Origin of the sequence: Curvivirga aplysinae (genome assembly GCF_009711445.1) — a bacterium.
Taxonomy (GTDB): Bacteria; Pseudomonadota; Alphaproteobacteria; order UBA8366; family Aestuariispiraceae; genus Curvivirga; species Curvivirga aplysinae.
Map to the genome: position 1 here is coordinate 1 of NZ_SMMC01000136.1, position 17,098 is coordinate 17,098.

Genomic DNA, 17,098 nt, shown 5'->3' on the forward strand with positions numbered 1-17,098 from the left:
ATCAAATATTAATCGAGAAAGTATGAGTAACTTCGTTAACGAAACTAAATTCTCCTAAATGCTAAAAAAGCCTCGAAATATTTCGAGGCTTTTTCTTTATCTCCAATATTTGATTTTCGTTTAGCGCATTACCTGTTTGATCAACGCATAGAGCTTTCCAACATCCGAACTAAGAACTGTAGATTCCATCAGGTTTTCCGGGTCATTAGAACGGCATTCGGTCAATAGACGATCAAATTGTTCCACATAGCGCATGAAATAACTACGGGATTCCGCATCTTCCTTCATACGTTTTTCCATCAAATTCAAAATACTTTGTGGACGTTCACGCAAAAGGGCACGGGTAAAGATGCCCCGATCACCATTCATATAACGCTTCCAGTCTGCTTCAGGCACATCCGCGCGTAATAGGCGTGTTAAGTCAACAGAAGTTGAATTTAAATCTTCAAGAATAAAGCGCGTTGTTTTCACAAAGGCTTCACGGGAATTTTCATCAGCCGCTGTCTTAGTTTTCTCAGCGGCAATGACCGCTGCCTCTGCCGCAGATACCAGACGCTGTGTTTCAGTATCCATCAATTGGATAGACTGACGAGTACGATGCGCGGTACGATCAACAGCCTCTGACAACATTTGGGCAGATTCACGTGCCGCAGAAGAGGCTTCATCCATCGCCTTACGCGATGAATCCGCAGTATTACCCAGAATATCTGTCTGTTCTGATACTACATCTGCCACATTACGCATTTTGCTTTCGGCCAAGTTGCCAACTTCAACGACACGATCAGCCTGAGTTTTTAGAACATCAGATAAGTTCACCACGCGATTTTCAACACGATTTGCTTCTTGATCAATCGCATCGGTTTGTTGACTAAAGTTATCACTCACCATTTGCACAACACGGGCTGCCTCTTTCGCAGCCAAGGCCAATTCATCTGTTTGACCACGCAACTCATCACGATTATCCGATAATTGCATTGCCGTTTGTACAGAAGTAGAAGTCAGTAATTCACGTTGTGTTTGGAAACGATCGGTCAAGTCTTCCAACATATTCATGGCTTTACCCATGCTGTCTGTGAAATTCACAGATTCATCACGGAACATATCATTCGTGCGCATCAAGCGGTCCTGCACCATGTCAGAGGCAGATTTCATTGCCATCAACTGTTCAGCCAATACATTCTGAACGGATTGAGATGTTTCGGTTGCATAGGCAGATGCATCACGCAACTGGCCAGATTGCTTTCCTACAGTTTCCTGAATAAGACCGGCTTGATTGGAGAGCACAACTGCCAACTCACCAAGGGTTTTAGCCTCATTATGCAAGGAAGAACGAATTTTATCCGCAAGAGAACCCGCATGGGTACTTGCCTGATTCATCTCATCTGTTTGTTCTTTCATCACATCACGTAGATTAGAAATCTGGTTGGTTGCCTGTTCAGTCACCAACTGTAATTCACGCCCCTGTTCTTTTAAGGAATGACTGATAACCTTTGCGGTCTCACCTGCCCAATCAGATGCTTTACGCATGGCATCACTATTAGATTTCAAATGCGTAATGACTTCCTGTGTCTGATTCACAACAGGACTGAAGCTATCAGCAAGATGTTGGGAACCTTCACCTAACATATCTTTCAATTCTTGTGTGCGCGTTTGGATCATCGCTTCCATACTACGTGCTTGGGCATATGTTTTTTGGGCTGCTTCTGATAAATCATCCGCCTGTGTTTTTAACGCATCACGAATTGATTCCGCACGGGAAGATGCAAGATCAGTTGCGCGTCCCATCTCCATCGCCTGTTGACGAAGAGATTGCCCCATTTCTTCAACTTGTTTAGCGGCCTCATCAGAAATACGCCCCAAAGCACCTGTATGCATATCAACACGTTCATTTACCTGCTTCACATCAGCCGCCAATTGACCAGACAGTTTTAACAATTCCTGCGATTGTTCAGAAATCGCAGATTTAATCGCCACAACACGTGTTCCGGATTGATCGACCGAATTGTTTAAATCTGTAGTTTGTTGACGTAAGGCTGCATTGATTTCTTGCATTTGTTCAGTGGAACGATGCACAACATCACGTAGGCGGTTTGTTTGATCATTCACCACGTTATCCAGTTTGTCAGACAAGGCATCTGTGCTGGATTTGAAACCCTCCCCTAACTGTTGCGCTTCTTTTTTCGCATTATCAAATAGGCGAGTGATATCTTTTTCAAAATGATCGAAACCATTTTCAATTTGTTCCGTTGTCAAATCAGTTTGTTGACGCAATGCATGGGTTAAACGATCTAGACGCTCGCCGGCATTATCCGCAAAACTGTTCAAAGACGCTTTATGGATTTCAAAGGAATCTTTCATCCGTTGATCCATAGTATTCACAACATCACGTAGTTTCTGTGCAATATCGTTACTGCGTTGTGCCGCAGATTCCGTGGCTTGATTTAAGAAATCCGTAGAACGATCAAACAAGACTGTCATATCTTTGGCAGAGTCAGATGCTTCTTCAGCAGCTTTCTTCAAATCACTTGCTTGCTTATTAAACTGCGAGCCAATTTTCTCTGCTTGTTCCGTTGCCTTCATGGAAGCATCGGTCACTTCAGACGTCTGTATACGAAGAGCAGCTTTCATTTCATCTGCACGTTCTAATGTTTCTTTGGAAGCGCGGCTTAACTCATCCACTTGTGCATCCACTGTCTCTTCAATGGATTTACGTTGATGGTCCATACGATCAGCCAGAGATTCAAGCTTTTCGGTTTGGCTAGAAAGAGCAGATCGTAACTTACCTGCATCTTCACGTGCTGTCAGAGAAGCACCATTTAATGCACCTGTACGTTCATCCAACATGACAGTCAATTCTGCAATATCTGCTGCGGCTTCTTGTGTAACTTTTGATAATTCATCAGCTTGACGGCGCAATGTCGTTGCAACAGTGTTAACACGTGTATCGCCTTCATCTACAGGATAGGTAAGCAACGCCAATTGTCGCTTCAACTCTTCCGTATGTGATTTAACCGCATGTCCACGCTTAAAATAAAGCCCCATAAACCAGATAAAAGTCAGGGGTGTAAACACGCCTGCAACAAGCCCTGCAAGCTCATGCGGCATCAGACTTGCCAATAAATCATATCCCATAAAATTGCTGAGATAATGCCCACAAACACCAAGCCAAATAACCGACAGCATGGACAAAACAATCGTCATACGAAGCAGTCTTGCTTGCGTGACCTTTTCCGCCTCACGAAGTTTTTCTTCTGAGTTATTATCCCCCTCATGCAAAGGTTTACGCATTGCATTGGGTAGATGTTTGACTTCTGCACTCATGGTCTTCAACCTGATTTTCAATAGAGTTCAAGGGTTTGCGAGGAGTATTTTGACTTGATTCGCAAATTATTTCAACGACCAGATTTTGATCAAAGCCGCAGATTTCCTCAACATATAGTCCTTAACTACTGTTTTACCCCAAAGGTGGGTTTAAACATTGTTCCTTTAGACGTTTAGCATTATAACAGGTTTTCAGATACAAATTAATCTTCAAGTATTTGAATATTGAAAAAATAAAGGTTCCCTATGTCCGACCATCCAGAATTCAAAAACCTGCATGTGGTTGACCATCCATTGGTTCAACATAAATTGACAATCATGCGTAAAAAGAGCACACCGACTGGCCAATTCCGTCAACTTTTGACAGAAATTTCCATGTTGATGGGTTATGAAATTTCCCGCCATATTCCGTTGACAACAGAGAATATCGAAACTCCGTTGCAAGAATATGACGCCCCCGTTTTGGCAGGTCGTAAACCCGCGATTATCTCTATACTTCGTGCGGGTCTTGGTATGGTTGAAGGTCTACGTAGCCTGATGCCAAATGCCCGTGAAGGTCATGTTGGTCTTTTCCGTGATCCGGAAACAAAAATGCCAGAAGAATATTATGTAAAATTGCCAGAGCCAGGTGGACGTTTATTCATCTTGTGCGATCCAATGTTGGCAACAGGTAATTCTGCGGTTCACGCCATGGATGTATTGGTGAAGCATGGTGTAGAAGTTCACAATATCCGCTTTATGGCTTTGGTTGCAGCCCCTGAAGGTATCCGTACCTTCCAAGAAAAATATCCAAATGTGCATATCTATACTGCTTCCCTTGACGAAGGTCTTGATGATCATGCCTATATTCGTCCGGGTCTTGGTGATGCAGGTGACCGTCTATTCGGCACCAAATAAAAACTAAGCTAACTTACTTAAAAGAAAAGGGCCTCTGGAAATCCAGAGGCTCTTTTTTGTTATTGTAAGATACGCTTTAATGGTTTGATATTTTGGAAAATAATCAAGTCCATGAACAACACAATGATCAAGGACACCCCTACCAATGGGAAAGCCATTGAAAGCAGCAAAATCATTGCAACGGCCCCTTTCCATAAAGGCACATTATTTGGCATTGGCGGCGCCATCAAACGACCTACTTTTGAAGGGCGGCGTTTCCACCACATGACAATACCGCTGACACATAAGAAAATTACCGTCAGACAGAACACCACATTCAAGATGATGTTCCAAAGCCCCATATCCCCTTGATGCAAAGCTGTACCAACCGCCATGGTTTTAGCCATGAGTGAATAATCAGCATAGCCAACTTCACCCAGAATTTTACCTGTATATTGATCAATATGAACTGTACGGTCCGCTGTTGGATCAGTTGTATCACTATCCCAAGCATCCGCCGTGATGGTATAAACACCTGTTTCACTTTCCGGTAAGTTGATACGGAATTTTGGTCCAAAGCCAATTCTATAAGCCAGGTCAGTGATACTGGATAAATCGATGGAATATCCTTCTGCAACACCTGTAATACCTGCATCAGAACCAGATATAGGCATTTTTGTTTGCTCTAGCCCCCATGGTACTTCTTCAAGTGCACCATGGCTCATAGATGCATGAACATCATCAGATAAGGGCACCTCCATGCCCCATTTTTCTGCCGGAAAACTGCTCCAGGGTTGCACAAATTTGCCTCCCCAAACACCAGCCCAAGCAAGACCGGAGAGCAAGAAAAACATTAAAATGACGGAGATATAAAAACCGGAAGTTACATGAAGGTCTTTCCATAAAGCACGCCCTTTTGCAGAAAAGTTCGGCAACAATACCTGACGGAAGTTACTTCCTTGTCTTGGCCACCACATATAAAGCCCGGTCACAATTAAAACGATGCCGAGGCTGGCAGCAATCTCAATTAAACGATCTCCTAGATCTCCAATCAACAAGGTCCCATGAATATCATTTGCCAAGTAGTAAAGAGTGTCATCCTTTACAACATCCCCAAGGACTTGGTTTGTATAAGGATCAATTGATAAGACATGACCAGCGCCGCCATGACCGCCGTGATCCTCTCCATGGCTCTCAGTTACCACTTCCACATAAGCCGCAGATGTTGCATCCGCGGGTGGAATATAGCGTGTAATTTGACCATTAGGATAGACAGCTTGTGCAGCTTCATAATGTCTGTTTGGTGATAGCATTTCACCGGACACTTCAACACTCGGCTTCACGCCAAAACGTGTTTCAAACACGTTATAATACATCATCAAAAGACCAGTGATGGCTAACATCAACATAAATGGAATGACATAAAGCCCCGCATAAAAATGCCAACGCCACACAGCGCGATAAAATTTTGTCGACAGATCGTCGTTGGTCGCATCTTCATAGGATGCAACATTTGTTTGATTATTCATCTCATAACCTTTCCCAGACAGTTTTCAAATAAAAACTGCCTTCATAAATTCACATAAAATTTGGATAAACTAGGAAAGGTATGTTGGTGGGCCACGCGTGACACGGCTAAGCTTGAAATCAACTTTCTTACTGATTGCACGTTCTATAAATTGTTGAACAGCTGCAACTTTCAAACTACCTATAACAAGATCGTCACTTGTAGAAGGCAGAATTACAGCTGTCGTAACGCGACAAGCTTCACAATGATTACCATATTCAAATTGGAAACTGTCCTCTGTGCCTGTGACACAGATATAATATTCAAAACCTGCGGGAAGTGGACCTAATTCCAATTCAGCTAGCCGTGCAGGATCAATTGCATTTGTGCGATGTGCAAATGTCATCAACAACAATGATAGGCCGCAAAGACATTGCAGCAATATCCGCCCTGTTGTTTTATAGTTAGACATTTATAATCTCTCCGCCTGATCGCGGCGCAGAATTCCAAATTCGGCTTTCAATGTCAATCCAATAACTAGCTTACTAATCGATAAATTGACTAATTGATCTTTGATCTAAATTTAGATTGCAGCCAAAAACAAAGGCAGGCTAAAAATGTAAATCCAACCACCTTGAAAACGGCTTTTGTTGGGATCTCACCATAATTCCAAGCCCCATCCTGATACCATAGACAAACCGTCAAAATGGAGAATAAAAAAGCAATCGACATACCAACTTTTTTCATCATGATCTTGCCTCCATATGCGCAAGCACTTGATCAAAAGCCCAATGAGATATTTTGTGCCGAGGGTGAGTGGTATCGATTAAAACTTGAAAATCGCCGCCACCAATCAAACCCAGTTTTTCCTGCACAGCATCTTCATAAAGTTTACCGCGCGTATTATTGTAACAACATCGATCATATTTATTGAAAATCTGCAATTGTGAACGGCCCGAACGATCTGCCGCCAATACAAACATGTCCATAAAACTGGCCGCCTCCAACATGTTCTTTTTCAATTGCGCAGGTGCAGATTCTTTAATTTGCCTCATATATACCGGATAGACACCTGCAATCGGATAGGAGTTTTCTATTCGTGGATCCATCGCGCTGAACACGGCCGTCGCCCAGGCGCCATTTGAAAGACCAATCATATTAACTTGCTGGATCTCTTCCTTTGACAATACATAATTTAACCCAGCGAAAAGAGGTTCAAAGAAGAAACGTGTGGGATAAGGGATATCGTCAGGTGCTGTGCCTTTATAAATACTTGAAATTAGTTTATTTTCACCAAAACGGACAACATCTCCATATAAAGGTGTATTAAATACTAATACCAAGTAACCTGCTGCCACCAGTTTCTCCAAATGGCGATGAGTTTCATGAAAAGTTCCGGCATATCCATGATGATAAATGACCAGTTTTCCGGAAAAATTTTCAGGTTTGAAGAGGATTGCATTTGTTCTTAAGTCAAAATCCGTTTCGAATATCAACTCTTGAATCTTGCCCAAATTCGCCCATTTCTCATATCGAGATTTATGACATGGCATCGATGCTCTGTACTTACTTTCCAGCAAACATTCTATAAAATTAGGCGCATCAGGAATATCCTGTATCGTAACAGGCCATAACGCCTTAATATCCCGATCCCCCATGACTGAACTAATCAAGGAAGCGCGTATAGTTTTTGTATCACCTTGCTGAAGATAATCCCGCGGCTCAATTTCCAAATATTTTGGATTAATTTCTTCATAGAGATACGGTGATTTTGCACGTAATTTTTTATAATGAATGCGAGAAGTATCCCATTCATAAAAAAAACTTAAGACGGCGAAAATGCTAAAAAGCCAACCAAATCCCCCTAAAATACGCTGAAAAATCATCCTCAGCTTACTCCCCAATAACAATATGATCTCTAATCATTATTTTCTTATTAACTAGGGGATAATATAGCCTTATGGAATGCGCAAGCCTTAGTCATGCCATAAATTGATAATAACTTGCTGAAAAAGCCGAACAGGTCGTATAGTTAATTTCCAAATTTTCGGTGATTGGGTGTGAAATATGGGCAACTGGCGTAAATATCTTTATCTTCTGACGGGCCTTATTATAGGTGCCACCTTTTCACAATTTCCAGAATTCCATCAACAATATTTCCAACGTTTAGGGGGCACATTAGACGAATTGGACCGCCAAGTAGAAGCTTTGGATAGTCGTGCGGCTTCTACTGATATGACCCGTTATAATTATATCCGCCACCTGACCGCCAGTTCAGATAAAGCTGCACAGATGGAGGGGGAACATCTAACAAATCTATTACGTCGACAGTTCGATGTTCAACAGGCACTCAACGCCTTGGGAGATGCCTCTCCGCAAATGATGGCGATATTGGTACTTTATCATCTGGATATAAACACCGCCAAAGCAACTGCAGAGGTTTATAAACCTGCCGTTCCACTTACAATTTCAGGTGGTATCTATTTCGGTATCGGTTTTTTGATTGGGTATATCCTTATGGCCTTTTTAATGCTTTTCTTCCCGCGCAAAGTCTTACAATCGGAACCTGATTAATGTCTCATCCAATTGAAAAACAAAATAGCTGGCGCGATGCGTTTCAGGTTTATTTATCGCGTCCGGCTATCACTATGTTTTTCTTGGGGTATTCAAGTGGCCTTCCCATATTACTCGTCTTCAGTACTTTATCTATCTGGTTACGCGAAGTCGAAATAAGTCGTGCAGATATTGGTTTCTTTAGCTGGATTGCCCTTGCTTACGGATTCAAATTCGTCTGGGCACCCTTAATTGATGCAGTAAAACTACCTGTATTATGCAATTTGCTAGGCCGAAGACGCGGCTGGCTTTTCTTTGCACAATGTTTAGTCATTTTGGCCATTTGCGGCATCGCCTTTAACGATGCAGCTATCGATGCGACGACGACTGCCATGATGGCAGCAGCACTCGCTTTTGCGGGCGCCACCCAAGATATAGTCATTGATGCATATCGCATCGAAAGAGCGGATGAAAGCTACCAAGGTGCCATGGCGGCAACCTATACAGCAGGATATCGAATAGCGATGATTCTTGCGGGTGCCGGTGCATTAGAGATTGCAGGCCTGTTAGATGTAGTAGAAGGCGATGGACTAGCCGGATATGATTACAATGCATGGAAATGGGCATATCTCTCAATGGCCTTTGCCATGGGCATTGGCATCATCGCCACACTTGTTATCAAAGAACCAGATCAACCTGAACAGCAAGAAGCCGACCCTTGGTTATCAGAAATAGAGCACAAAGTTGAAGAGACTCAAAATCCAGCTTTGAAACCTTTTTTCTGGATTTTCCATCATTTCATCTGGCCTATCATTGACTTTGTGCAACGTTATCGAATGATCGCAATTGTTATACTTGCCTTGATCGCAACCTATCGCATCAGTGATATTGTAATGGGTGTTATGGCAAATGTTTTCTATACAGATTTAGGCTTTGCCAAAGAAGAAATAGGGCGCTTTTCAAAAGTTTTTGGACTAATTGTGACCATTGGCGGCACATTCCTTGGCGGTCTATTAATCCGACGTTATGGGGTCCTCAAAATATTATTGATTGGCGCAATTTTAGCTGCAGGTTCTAATTTGCTATTTGCCTATATGGCCTATATCCAAAGCAGTAATCTTACCACATTGGCACTGGTTATTTCAGCAGATAATTTGAGTGCTGGTATCGCTTCTGCCGCATTTATCGCTTATCTTTCAAGTTTGGTGAATAAACAATTTTCCGCTTCGCAATATGCCTTATACACATCGATAATGGTGATATTACCCAAATTCTTAGGCGGATTTTCAGGTATCGTCGTAGATGCCAGCAGTTGGGAAGTTTTCTTTATTGGCACTGCCCTAATCGGCATTCCCGTCATCTTCTTGATTTTAGCCGTAGAAAAACTGACAAATAAATAGTCTGTATAAAGAATGCGGCACCGCATAATCCTTGTTGTTTTATTTAATTAAAGCTATAAGACCCTTCAAGTTTCACGTCAAAAGCTGGTTTCTGACCAATCACCTGTGTCTACTTTCTTTTGACAATAGTCTAACTCAAATCTGATAAGAGTGTATTTCCATGGATATCTCCAAAATCTCTGCGGGTAGTAACCCACCTGAAGACATCAATGTTGTGATCGAAGTGCCTATGGGCGTGCCAGTAAAATACGAATTGGACAAAGATTCCGGTGCTGTATTTGTAGACCGCTTCATCGCGACACCTATGTATTACCCATGTAACTATGGTTTCGTACCAGGTACCTTGTCTGATGACGGTGATCCAGCAGACGTATTGGTTGTTGGCGATTATCCTTTGGCACCGGGTTGCGTAATCCGTTCTCGCCCAGTTGGCGTATTGATCATGGAAGACGAAGCTGGACAAGATGAAAAAATCTTGGCTGTGCCACATTCAAAAATGACACCTCTTTATGACCACATCAAAGACATCAACGATTTGCCAGAGCATTTGTTGAACCAAGTGCGCCATTTCTTTGAACATTACAAAGATTTGGAAAAAGGCAAATGGGTGAAATTGAAAGATTTTGCACCTGCTGCTGAAGCAAATCGTTTGATCCAAGAAGCTGTGGATCGCGCTGAAAAATAAGCGTTAATCGTTCAAACAAAAAACCTCACAGAGACTGATCTTTGTGAGGTTTTTTTGTATCTTAAATCTGACCAACTTAGCTATTGTCCGCAAGGATAATGCCTGCGAAATAAAGCGAGCCACATATCAATAGACGTGCTTCATTACCTTTTGGCAAATCAGAAATTGCGGCTTCTACGGTCTCTTTCGCAAGACAATCGATGCCTTGTTCTTTGGCAAAAGCAGAAGCTTCTTCAGCTGTTAGACTGTTTTCTTCGCCCGGGATACGAATAGCATGCGCCTTCGTAATATAAGGTGCTAAAGGACGTAAAAAATCCCCTGCCGCTTTTGTATTTAACATACCAAATACAATGTGAAGCGGGCGATCATCTTCTGCTTTCCATGTCTCTGCCTGCTTGGCCAAGGTGATACCTGCCGCGGCATTATGGCCACCATCAAGCCAAACATCAAAATTTGATCCCAACTCATCCAGAATTGGACCGGATTTCAAACGTTGTAAACGCGCGGGCCATTCCACATTCACCAAGCCTTCACGAATTTGATCATCAGAAATATCAAATCCTTGATCACGCAATGCCAGAATAGCAGCGACAGCTTGACCTGCATTTGTCACTTGATGTTCTCCAGGAAGATTAGAATATGGCAGATCCAATGTGGCAGCCGAGGACACAAAACGAAGGCCTTCACCCGTATCAGTGATAGACCATTCAGCCCCGAAACGGGACATCTGAACAGCTTTATCACGGGCGACGTCTTCGATCTTTTCCATCGCTGCATCTGGTTGTGGCCCCACCACAGAAATTGCGGATGGTTTTTGAATTGCAGCTTTTTCACCTGCAATTGCAGAAATTGTATCGCCAAGGAATTGCGTATGATCCATAGAAATTGGCGTTAGAATAGTGACCGCTGGATTATCCACCACATTGGTGCTGTCCAAACGACCACCTAGGCCTGTTTCCAACAACACGATATCCCCCGGCGTATCAGCAAAAGCCTTAAACGCCGCTGCTGTGGTAATTTCAAAGAAAGTAATGGGTTTATTTTCGTTGGCTTCTTCGCAATATGTCAGTAAATCTTGAAGCGCATCTTCCGAAATCAATTCACCCGCCAAACGAATACGTTCATGGAATTTCACTAGATGCGGTGAGGTATAGGCGTGTACTTTATAGCCAGCAACTTCTAAAACCGCACGCAACATAGCCTGAGTTGAGCCTTTGCCATTGGTACCTGCCAAATGCACGACGGGCGGTAATTTATCTTGTGGATTACCCAAACATTCCAGCATCTCATAAGTGCGATCCAATCCAAGATCAATCACCTTAGGGTGCAAGCTTAACAAACGGGACAGGATCACATCACTTTCACGACCAGCCATGATATAACTTTCTTTAATCTTATCTTTGCATGAAAAAGGGCCGCCAGTATAGCAAGCAGCCCTTTTCGAAATAGTGAAATAACGACGAGATTAATCGTCATCTTTCTTAATCGGTTTCGGTTTCGGATCATCCGGAATTGGTTGCTCAACAGGCCCTGAAGCAACCTTTAGGTCACCTTCTTCATCGGATTGATCCAAATGATCTTCAATCGATTCACGAGTGATCAGCTCAACATTTCCAGAAATCTTTTTCACCATAATCATATGGATCAAATTACCAAGTGCCTGTTTCAAATCCAGACGACTTACAACCATATCAACCATACCATGTTCATGTAGATATTCGGCCGTTTGGAAACCATCTGGCAACACTTCGCGTACGGTCTGTTCAATCACACGACGCCCCGCAAAACCAATCATACAACCAGGCTCCGCCACATGAATATCGCCCAACATAGCAAAACTTGCCGATACACCACCTGTTGTCGGATCTGTAAGCAATACAATATACGGCAAACCAGCTTCGCTTAATTCCTGTAAAGCAACTGTTGTACGTGGCATCTGCATTAAGGAAAGGATACTTTCCTGCATACGTGCACCACCAGAAGCCGGAATAACAATCAAGGGCGCTTTTTGTTGCACAGCTAAATGCGCTGCAACCACGATGCCTTCGCCAACAGCAGTTCCCATGGAACCACCCATAAATTCAAAGTTGAAAGCAGCAATCACTGTATCAACACCGGACATTTTACCATGCCCAACAACAATCGCATCTTCTTCGCCTGTTTTGTTACGCGCCTCTTTCAAGCGATCAGTATAACGCTTGCGGTCGCGGAATTTTAACGGATCAACAGGAACTTTTGGCAATTCAATACGTGTATAGGCCGCATCATCAAACAAACTTGCCAAACGTTTTAAAACTGGCAAACGCAAATGATGGTCACAATGTGTACACACATTCAAATTGGCTTCCAAATCACGATGGAACAACATTTGTCCGCAGCCTGGGCATTTATGCCACATATTATCCGGCACATCCGGTTTGGCTCCAACCAATGCCTTAATTTTTGGGCGCACAAAATTTGTAAGCCAGTTCATAGGAAATCCCTTTCCGTTATGATCGTAATCTTTAAGTATCGTTATCTTGCGATTGATATAAACTCTCTAGATACACGCTTGCGTCCAGAAAACAAGGTCTAAGCCCTATTTTTAGGAATAGAAAAACAAGTTTTTTGAAATTTGATATCTAAAAACAAAAAACGCCTGCTTCCTTTCGAAAGCAAGCGTTTATTAAATTCTATATTTAAGAATTAGTTACGTGCGCCATCTGCAAGTTCTTTAACAAATGCCAAAACATCCGCAGCACAACCAGCTTTAGGCGCATCGTTTTCATCCAAATTGGATTTAATACGATCCACAATCGCCGAGCCAACAACGGCTGCGTCTGCAATAGAAGAAACTGACTTCACATTTTCCGGTGTCTTGATGCCAAAGCCAACAACAATCGGTAAGTCTGTTTGAGATTTTAAGCGTGAAACAGCCTCTTCCACAGCTGCTTCTGCAGCAGAACCTGTGCCTGTAATCCCAAGAATAGATACATAGTAAACAAAGCCGCTGGTATTATCATTTAAGACAGGCCCCATACGATGACCAACCGTCGTTGGTGTCGCCAAACGGATGAAGTTTAAACCTGCCTCTTTAGCAGGCACGCAAAGCTCTTCATCTTCTTCTGGTGGCAAGTCTACAACAATCATACCATCAATGCCTGCATTCTTGGCATCAGTGATAAATTTATCCACACCATAGGCATAAATTGGATTGTAATATCCCATCATCACGATTGGGGTTTTATCATTCTCTTGACGAAACTCGCGCACCATATCCAATGTTTTGATCAATGTTTGACCATTCTTCAAAGCACGCAATCCAGCAGCTTGAATAGTCGGGCCATCCGCTACCGGGTCCGTAAACGGCATACCAATTTCGATAATATCAACACCAGCAGCCGGCAATCCTTTCAAGATTTCCAAACTGGTATCGTAATCAGGGTCGCCTGCTGTGGTGAAGCTTACAAAACCGCCGCGACCTTCTGCTTTTAGACGTGCGAAGGTAGCATCAATACGACCGGAATCTTTAATCTCAGACATATTCCTTTATTCCTTCTTACAACTCAACGCCAAGGCGTTCAGCCACTTGGTTAATATCTTTGTCACCTCGACCAGACAGACACATTACGATGATTTTGTCTTTATCCATTTTTGGTGCAATTTTCATCACATGAGCCAATGCATGAGAAGATTCCAATGCCGGAATAATACCTTCAAGCTTCGTCATCAATTGGAAAGCCTCCAAAGCTTCGGTATCTGTGGCATTCACATATTGTGCACGCCCCACATCAGAGAACCAGCTATGTTCAGGGCCAATACCCGGATAATCCAAACCTGCAGAAATGGAATGAGCTTCTGTGATCTGACCATCCCCATCCTGCAATAGATAGGTACGGTTGCCATGAAGAACACCTGGTTTGCCGCCTGTGATAGAGGCTGCATGTTCACCCGTTTCAACTCCATGACCACCAGCTTCCACACCAATAATCTCAACTGACGGATCATCCACAAATGGGAAGAAAAGACCCATCGCATTTGATCCACCGCCAATACAAGCTGTAACCACGTCAGGAAGACATCCCTCCGCTTCTTGAAGCTGTGTTTTCACTTCATCACCGATGATACGTTGGAAGTTTCGCACCATCTGCGGATAGGGATGCGGGCCCGCCACGGTACCAATAATATAGAAAGTTTCTTCTACATTTGCCACCCAATCACGCAAGCCTTCATTCATCGCATCTTTCAATGTCATGGAACCCGATGTAACAGCTTCGACTTCCGCCCCCAATAACTTCATACGAAATACGTTTGGCGCCTGACGTTCCACATCGGTTTTACCCATATAAACCTTACAAGGCAGATCAAATAATGCACATACAGTCGCCACAGCCACACCATGTTGACCAGCACCTGTTTCCGCAATGATCCGCTTCTTGCCCATGCGACGGGCCAATAAAATCTGACCCAATACATTGTTAATTTTATGACTACCTGTATGGTTCAAATCTTCGCGCTTCAAATAGATCTTCGCACCACCCAAATGTTCTGTCAGGCGTTCTGCAAAATAAAGCGGATTTGGACGACCTGCATATTGTTTCAAATAGTAATTAAACTCTTTTTGAAACTCTGGATCATCCTGTGCAGTGTTATAAGCCTCTTCCAAATCAAGGATCAAAGGCATCAAGGTTTCAGATACGAAACGGCCACCATAAATACCGAAATTACCGTCCTCATCCGGGCCGGTCGAGAAGCTATTCAGGTTCTCAGCTGTTACACCACTCATTGCGAATTCCTCTTTGTCGAATTTTGCCATTCTTATTGTCAGGCTTACAGTAAGAATACGACTAAACTTACTGATCGGTTTTCTTTAATTTCGCGAAAACACTAAATCAGCAAACCTTCTAAAACAAGCAGTTTTATGCGGGTTACAGGCATTTTTTTGTTCTTTTTATTGAACGTGTGATCAACAAAAAATAGAACAAAGTTCCTGCAATATTCTCATTTCTTTTGCATTTCTGCGGGGTTAGGTTGCCCATAATACTTTAGAACATAAGAAGTACAAAAATCTTCTATTCATAATTTTTATTTCAATGGAAAAGAATCAATTAGTATGCCATCTCACAAAGTTAAAATTTCTCTTTAAGATACTAGTGAACTGGAAAAATCATGAAGTCTATCTCACGGTTAGTAGCGCTTTCTACACTATTTTTTTTAGGCTCATGTCTAACACCACCAAAAGATAGCTATTATAACTTACCGTATGGCGATACTACGCTTAATGGAAGTTGGACATTATTTTCACAAATTGAGGATCACCCGGCAAAACGGGCGGGAAAAAAGTTTCCTGATCTCTCAAACCCAGAAACCCTCAAAGCCACTTTTGAGCCACGTCAGCCTGATATCTATACTGCAGAAGAAGTTACCGATTGGTTAGCTAGAAAGTTTGTCGTCATATATATTAATGAAGTCAAACCATGGTCCACTGAGCAATGGTTCCTTGGAAACGGTAAAATGGTTGAATTTGGCGATGGCCGAATGCTTCTTGTCGACATCACACAAAAGGGCAATCAAATCTGTGCGTCCTACGAAAAATACGCTGGCTGGTGTGTCGTACTAGGAAAGAAAGATGAAGATGCTGTTTTCTATTTAAACCCAGAATCTTCATTATTTCGATCCCGAGACTATGCCTTGGTCACCGAAATTAGGACGAATCTAGATGCAAAAACCTTTCATAAATTGTTTAAAGCAGGTCAGGGAAAAACCGCCATGTCTTACATTTCCCTTCCTGATGAATAAATCTTAAAAACTTCTCACAGCCTTCATAAATTCACGGATTTTATGCGGGCTTTTTTCACCTGGTGCATCTTCCAAGCCAGATGACGCATCCACACAAGGTGCCTTCGTCATACGAATAGCTGTCTGCACATTATCAGGTGTCAAGCCACCTGCCAGCATCCATGGTTTGGAAAAGCTTTTACCCTCAAGCAACGTCCAATCAAAGGCAATGGCATTACCGCCAGGCAGTGTCGCATCCTTTGGTGGCTTAGCATCAAGCAATAACCAATCAACAACAGGTTCATATTGGCTCACGGCTTTTAGGTCTTCTTCCTCACGGATACCAATAGCTTTCATCACCTGACGGCCTGTGCGCTGTTTAATTTGAACCACACGTTCAACAGGTTCTTTACCATGCAATTGAATGATATCCAAAGGGACGGCTTCCAAAACACGATCAATCAACTGATCATCAGGTTCCACAAAAAGACCTACAATATTCACATTTGAGGGAATACGGGACGCCAACATAGCCGCTTCTTCAATAGACACATTTCGTGGGCTTTTCGGAAAGAAAACCAGCCCAATATGATCCACCCCAGCTTGCACCGCCGCATGGATGGTTTCCGGTGTTTTTAATCCGCAAATTTTTGCTTCTGTGGTCATTATTTTTTATCCGCAACTTTATTTTGGAGGAACATTGTCAAAACTGATAGCCACACCCCCATCATCATAACATGCAGTATCGCATATAAGATTGACTGAAAAGTCTTAAAGGGATCAAGAAACCCTATTTCTCGTAAGACCCAGGAAATCCCGAATATGATTGTGCCACCCATGACATCAAAAACAAGAAATACGAAAATCACAGCATAAATCAAATTTAGGAAATACGCCTTTACATCCAAATTCAATTTCCCGGTTTTAAAAAGATTTATCAAAATTAACAAAAACCAGCTGCCAAGAAACCTGAAAGTTAATAAATAGATAAATGAATAT

General features: G+C 42.6%; 15 protein-coding genes. 5 read left to right on the top strand and 10 right to left on the bottom strand.

What is annotated here, in order from left to right; all coding sequences use genetic code 11:
• Positions 1–120: 120 nt before the first annotated feature.
• Complete coding sequence (locus E1160_RS04570) at positions 121–3,321, bottom strand: coiled-coil domain-containing protein (RefSeq protein WP_155153820.1); 3,201 nt, start codon at positions 3,319–3,321, stop codon at positions 121–123.
• Between the two features lie 246 nt (positions 3,322–3,567).
• Between E1160_RS04570 and upp the strand changes: the two genes are divergently transcribed.
• Positions 3,568–4,218, top strand: coding sequence for a uracil phosphoribosyltransferase (gene upp, locus E1160_RS04575; RefSeq protein ID WP_155153821.1), 651 nt, complete (start codon positions 3,568–3,570; stop codon positions 4,216–4,218).
• A 59-nt stretch (positions 4,219–4,277) separates the two neighbouring features.
• On the opposite strand, the gene E1160_RS04580 is transcribed toward upp, so the two are convergent.
• The 4 genes from E1160_RS04580 to E1160_RS04595 all read right to left on the bottom strand — a co-directional run bounded on the left by E1160_RS04580 (position 4,278) and on the right by E1160_RS04595 (position 7,590).
• Positions 4,278–5,726 (bottom strand): PepSY-associated TM helix domain-containing protein, encoded by a 1,449-nt coding sequence (locus E1160_RS04580; protein ID WP_155153822.1) that lies wholly within the window; start codon positions 5,724–5,726, stop codon positions 4,278–4,280.
• 69 nt (positions 5,727–5,795) lie between these two features.
• The gene (locus E1160_RS04585; RefSeq protein ID WP_155153823.1) at positions 5,796–6,176 is read right to left on the bottom strand and encodes a hypothetical protein; all 381 of its coding nucleotides are present in this window, start codon (positions 6,174–6,176) and stop codon (positions 5,796–5,798) included.
• Positions 6,177–6,265: 89 nt separating this feature from the next.
• On the bottom strand, positions 6,266–6,454 hold the full coding sequence (locus E1160_RS04590) for a hypothetical protein (RefSeq protein WP_155153824.1): 189 nt from the start codon (positions 6,452–6,454) through the stop codon (positions 6,266–6,268).
• Positions 6,451–7,590, bottom strand: a complete 1,140-nt coding sequence (locus E1160_RS04595) for an alpha/beta hydrolase family protein (protein WP_155153825.1) — start codon at positions 7,588–7,590, stop codon at positions 6,451–6,453. Before E1160_RS04595 ends, E1160_RS04590 begins: the two co-directional genes overlap by 4 nt.
• A 181-nt stretch (positions 7,591–7,771) precedes the next feature.
• On the opposite strand from E1160_RS04595, the gene E1160_RS04600 reads away from it, so the two are divergent.
• The 3 genes from E1160_RS04600 (at position 7,772) to ppa (ending at position 10,342) form a co-directional block, all read left to right on the top strand.
• A complete protein-coding gene (locus E1160_RS04600; protein ID WP_155153826.1) occupies positions 7,772–8,278 on the top strand; it encodes a DUF2937 family protein in 507 nt (168 codons plus the stop codon).
• Positions 8,278–9,657, top strand: coding sequence for an AmpG family muropeptide MFS transporter (locus E1160_RS04605; RefSeq protein ID WP_155153827.1), 1,380 nt, complete (start codon positions 8,278–8,280; stop codon positions 9,655–9,657). The genes E1160_RS04600 and E1160_RS04605 overlap by 1 nt, the downstream gene beginning before the upstream one ends.
• Positions 9,658–9,817: 160 nt before the next feature.
• Positions 9,818–10,342: an inorganic diphosphatase gene (ppa, locus tag E1160_RS04610; protein ID WP_155153828.1), complete on the top strand. Its 525-nt coding sequence runs from the start codon at positions 9,818–9,820 to the stop codon at positions 10,340–10,342.
• Between the two features lie 76 nt (positions 10,343–10,418).
• Here the strand turns inward: ppa and E1160_RS04615 are convergent, their stop codons facing one another.
• From E1160_RS04615 to trpB, 4 genes are all read right to left on the bottom strand, one after another.
• Positions 10,419–11,717 (bottom strand): bifunctional folylpolyglutamate synthase/dihydrofolate synthase, encoded by a 1,299-nt coding sequence (locus E1160_RS04615; RefSeq protein WP_155153829.1) that lies wholly within the window; start codon positions 11,715–11,717, stop codon positions 10,419–10,421.
• A gap of 90 nt (positions 11,718–11,807) precedes the next feature.
• On the bottom strand, positions 11,808–12,815 hold the full coding sequence (accD, locus tag E1160_RS04620) for an acetyl-CoA carboxylase, carboxyltransferase subunit beta (RefSeq protein WP_155153830.1): 1,008 nt from the start codon (positions 12,813–12,815) through the stop codon (positions 11,808–11,810).
• A gap of 212 nt (positions 12,816–13,027) precedes the next feature.
• Positions 13,028–13,864 carry a tryptophan synthase subunit alpha gene (gene trpA, locus E1160_RS04625; protein ID WP_155153831.1) on the bottom strand — a complete coding sequence of 279 codons (837 nt, stop codon included), beginning with the start codon at positions 13,862–13,864 and terminating at the stop codon, positions 13,028–13,030.
• A gap of 16 nt (positions 13,865–13,880) precedes the next feature.
• The gene (gene trpB, locus E1160_RS04630; protein ID WP_155153832.1) at positions 13,881–15,107 is read right to left on the bottom strand and encodes a tryptophan synthase subunit beta; all 1,227 of its coding nucleotides are present in this window, start codon (positions 15,105–15,107) and stop codon (positions 13,881–13,883) included.
• 383 nt (positions 15,108–15,490) lie between these two features.
• Here trpB and E1160_RS04635 point away from each other — a divergent pair, with 383 nt between their 5' ends.
• Complete coding sequence (locus E1160_RS04635; protein WP_155153833.1) at positions 15,491–16,120, top strand: hypothetical protein; 630 nt, start codon at positions 15,491–15,493, stop codon at positions 16,118–16,120.
• A gap of 3 nt (positions 16,121–16,123) precedes the next feature.
• Here the strand turns inward: E1160_RS04635 and E1160_RS04640 are convergent, their stop codons facing one another.
• Complete coding sequence (locus E1160_RS04640) at positions 16,124–16,765, bottom strand: phosphoribosylanthranilate isomerase (protein ID WP_155153834.1); 642 nt, start codon at positions 16,763–16,765, stop codon at positions 16,124–16,126.
• Positions 16,766–17,098: the final 333 nt, after the last annotated feature.

Excerpts from the sequence above, each read along its gene's own strand:
- E1160_RS04570 (WP_155153820.1), bottom strand. The coding sequence starts at position 3,321 with ATGAGTGCAGAAGTCAAACATCTACCCAATGCAATGCGTAAACCTTTG.
- upp (WP_155153821.1), top strand. The coding sequence starts at position 3,568 with ATGTCCGACCATCCAGAATTCAAAAACCTGCATGTGGTTGACCATCCA.
- E1160_RS04580 (WP_155153822.1), bottom strand. The coding sequence starts at position 5,726 with ATGAATAATCAAACAAATGTTGCATCCTATGAAGATGCGACCAACGAC.
- E1160_RS04585 (WP_155153823.1), bottom strand. The coding sequence starts at position 6,176 with ATGTCTAACTATAAAACAACAGGGCGGATATTGCTGCAATGTCTTTGC.
- E1160_RS04590 (WP_155153824.1), bottom strand. The coding sequence starts at position 6,454 with ATGATGAAAAAAGTTGGTATGTCGATTGCTTTTTTATTCTCCATTTTG.
- E1160_RS04595 (WP_155153825.1), bottom strand. The coding sequence starts at position 7,590 with ATGATTTTTCAGCGTATTTTAGGGGGATTTGGTTGGCTTTTTAGCATT.
- E1160_RS04600 (WP_155153826.1), top strand. The coding sequence starts at position 7,772 with ATGGGCAACTGGCGTAAATATCTTTATCTTCTGACGGGCCTTATTATA.
- E1160_RS04605 (WP_155153827.1), top strand. The coding sequence starts at position 8,278 with ATGTCTCATCCAATTGAAAAACAAAATAGCTGGCGCGATGCGTTTCAG.
- ppa (WP_155153828.1), top strand. The coding sequence starts at position 9,818 with ATGGATATCTCCAAAATCTCTGCGGGTAGTAACCCACCTGAAGACATC.
- E1160_RS04615 (WP_155153829.1), bottom strand. The coding sequence starts at position 11,717 with ATGGCTGGTCGTGAAAGTGATGTGATCCTGTCCCGTTTGTTAAGCTTG.
- accD (WP_155153830.1), bottom strand. The coding sequence starts at position 12,815 with ATGAACTGGCTTACAAATTTTGTGCGCCCAAAAATTAAGGCATTGGTT.
- trpA (WP_155153831.1), bottom strand. The coding sequence starts at position 13,864 with ATGTCTGAGATTAAAGATTCCGGTCGTATTGATGCTACCTTCGCACGT.
- trpB (WP_155153832.1), bottom strand. The coding sequence starts at position 15,107 with ATGAGTGGTGTAACAGCTGAGAACCTGAATAGCTTCTCGACCGGCCCG.
- E1160_RS04635 (WP_155153833.1), top strand. The coding sequence starts at position 15,491 with ATGAAGTCTATCTCACGGTTAGTAGCGCTTTCTACACTATTTTTTTTA.
- E1160_RS04640 (WP_155153834.1), bottom strand. The coding sequence starts at position 16,765 with ATGACCACAGAAGCAAAAATTTGCGGATTAAAAACACCGGAAACCATC.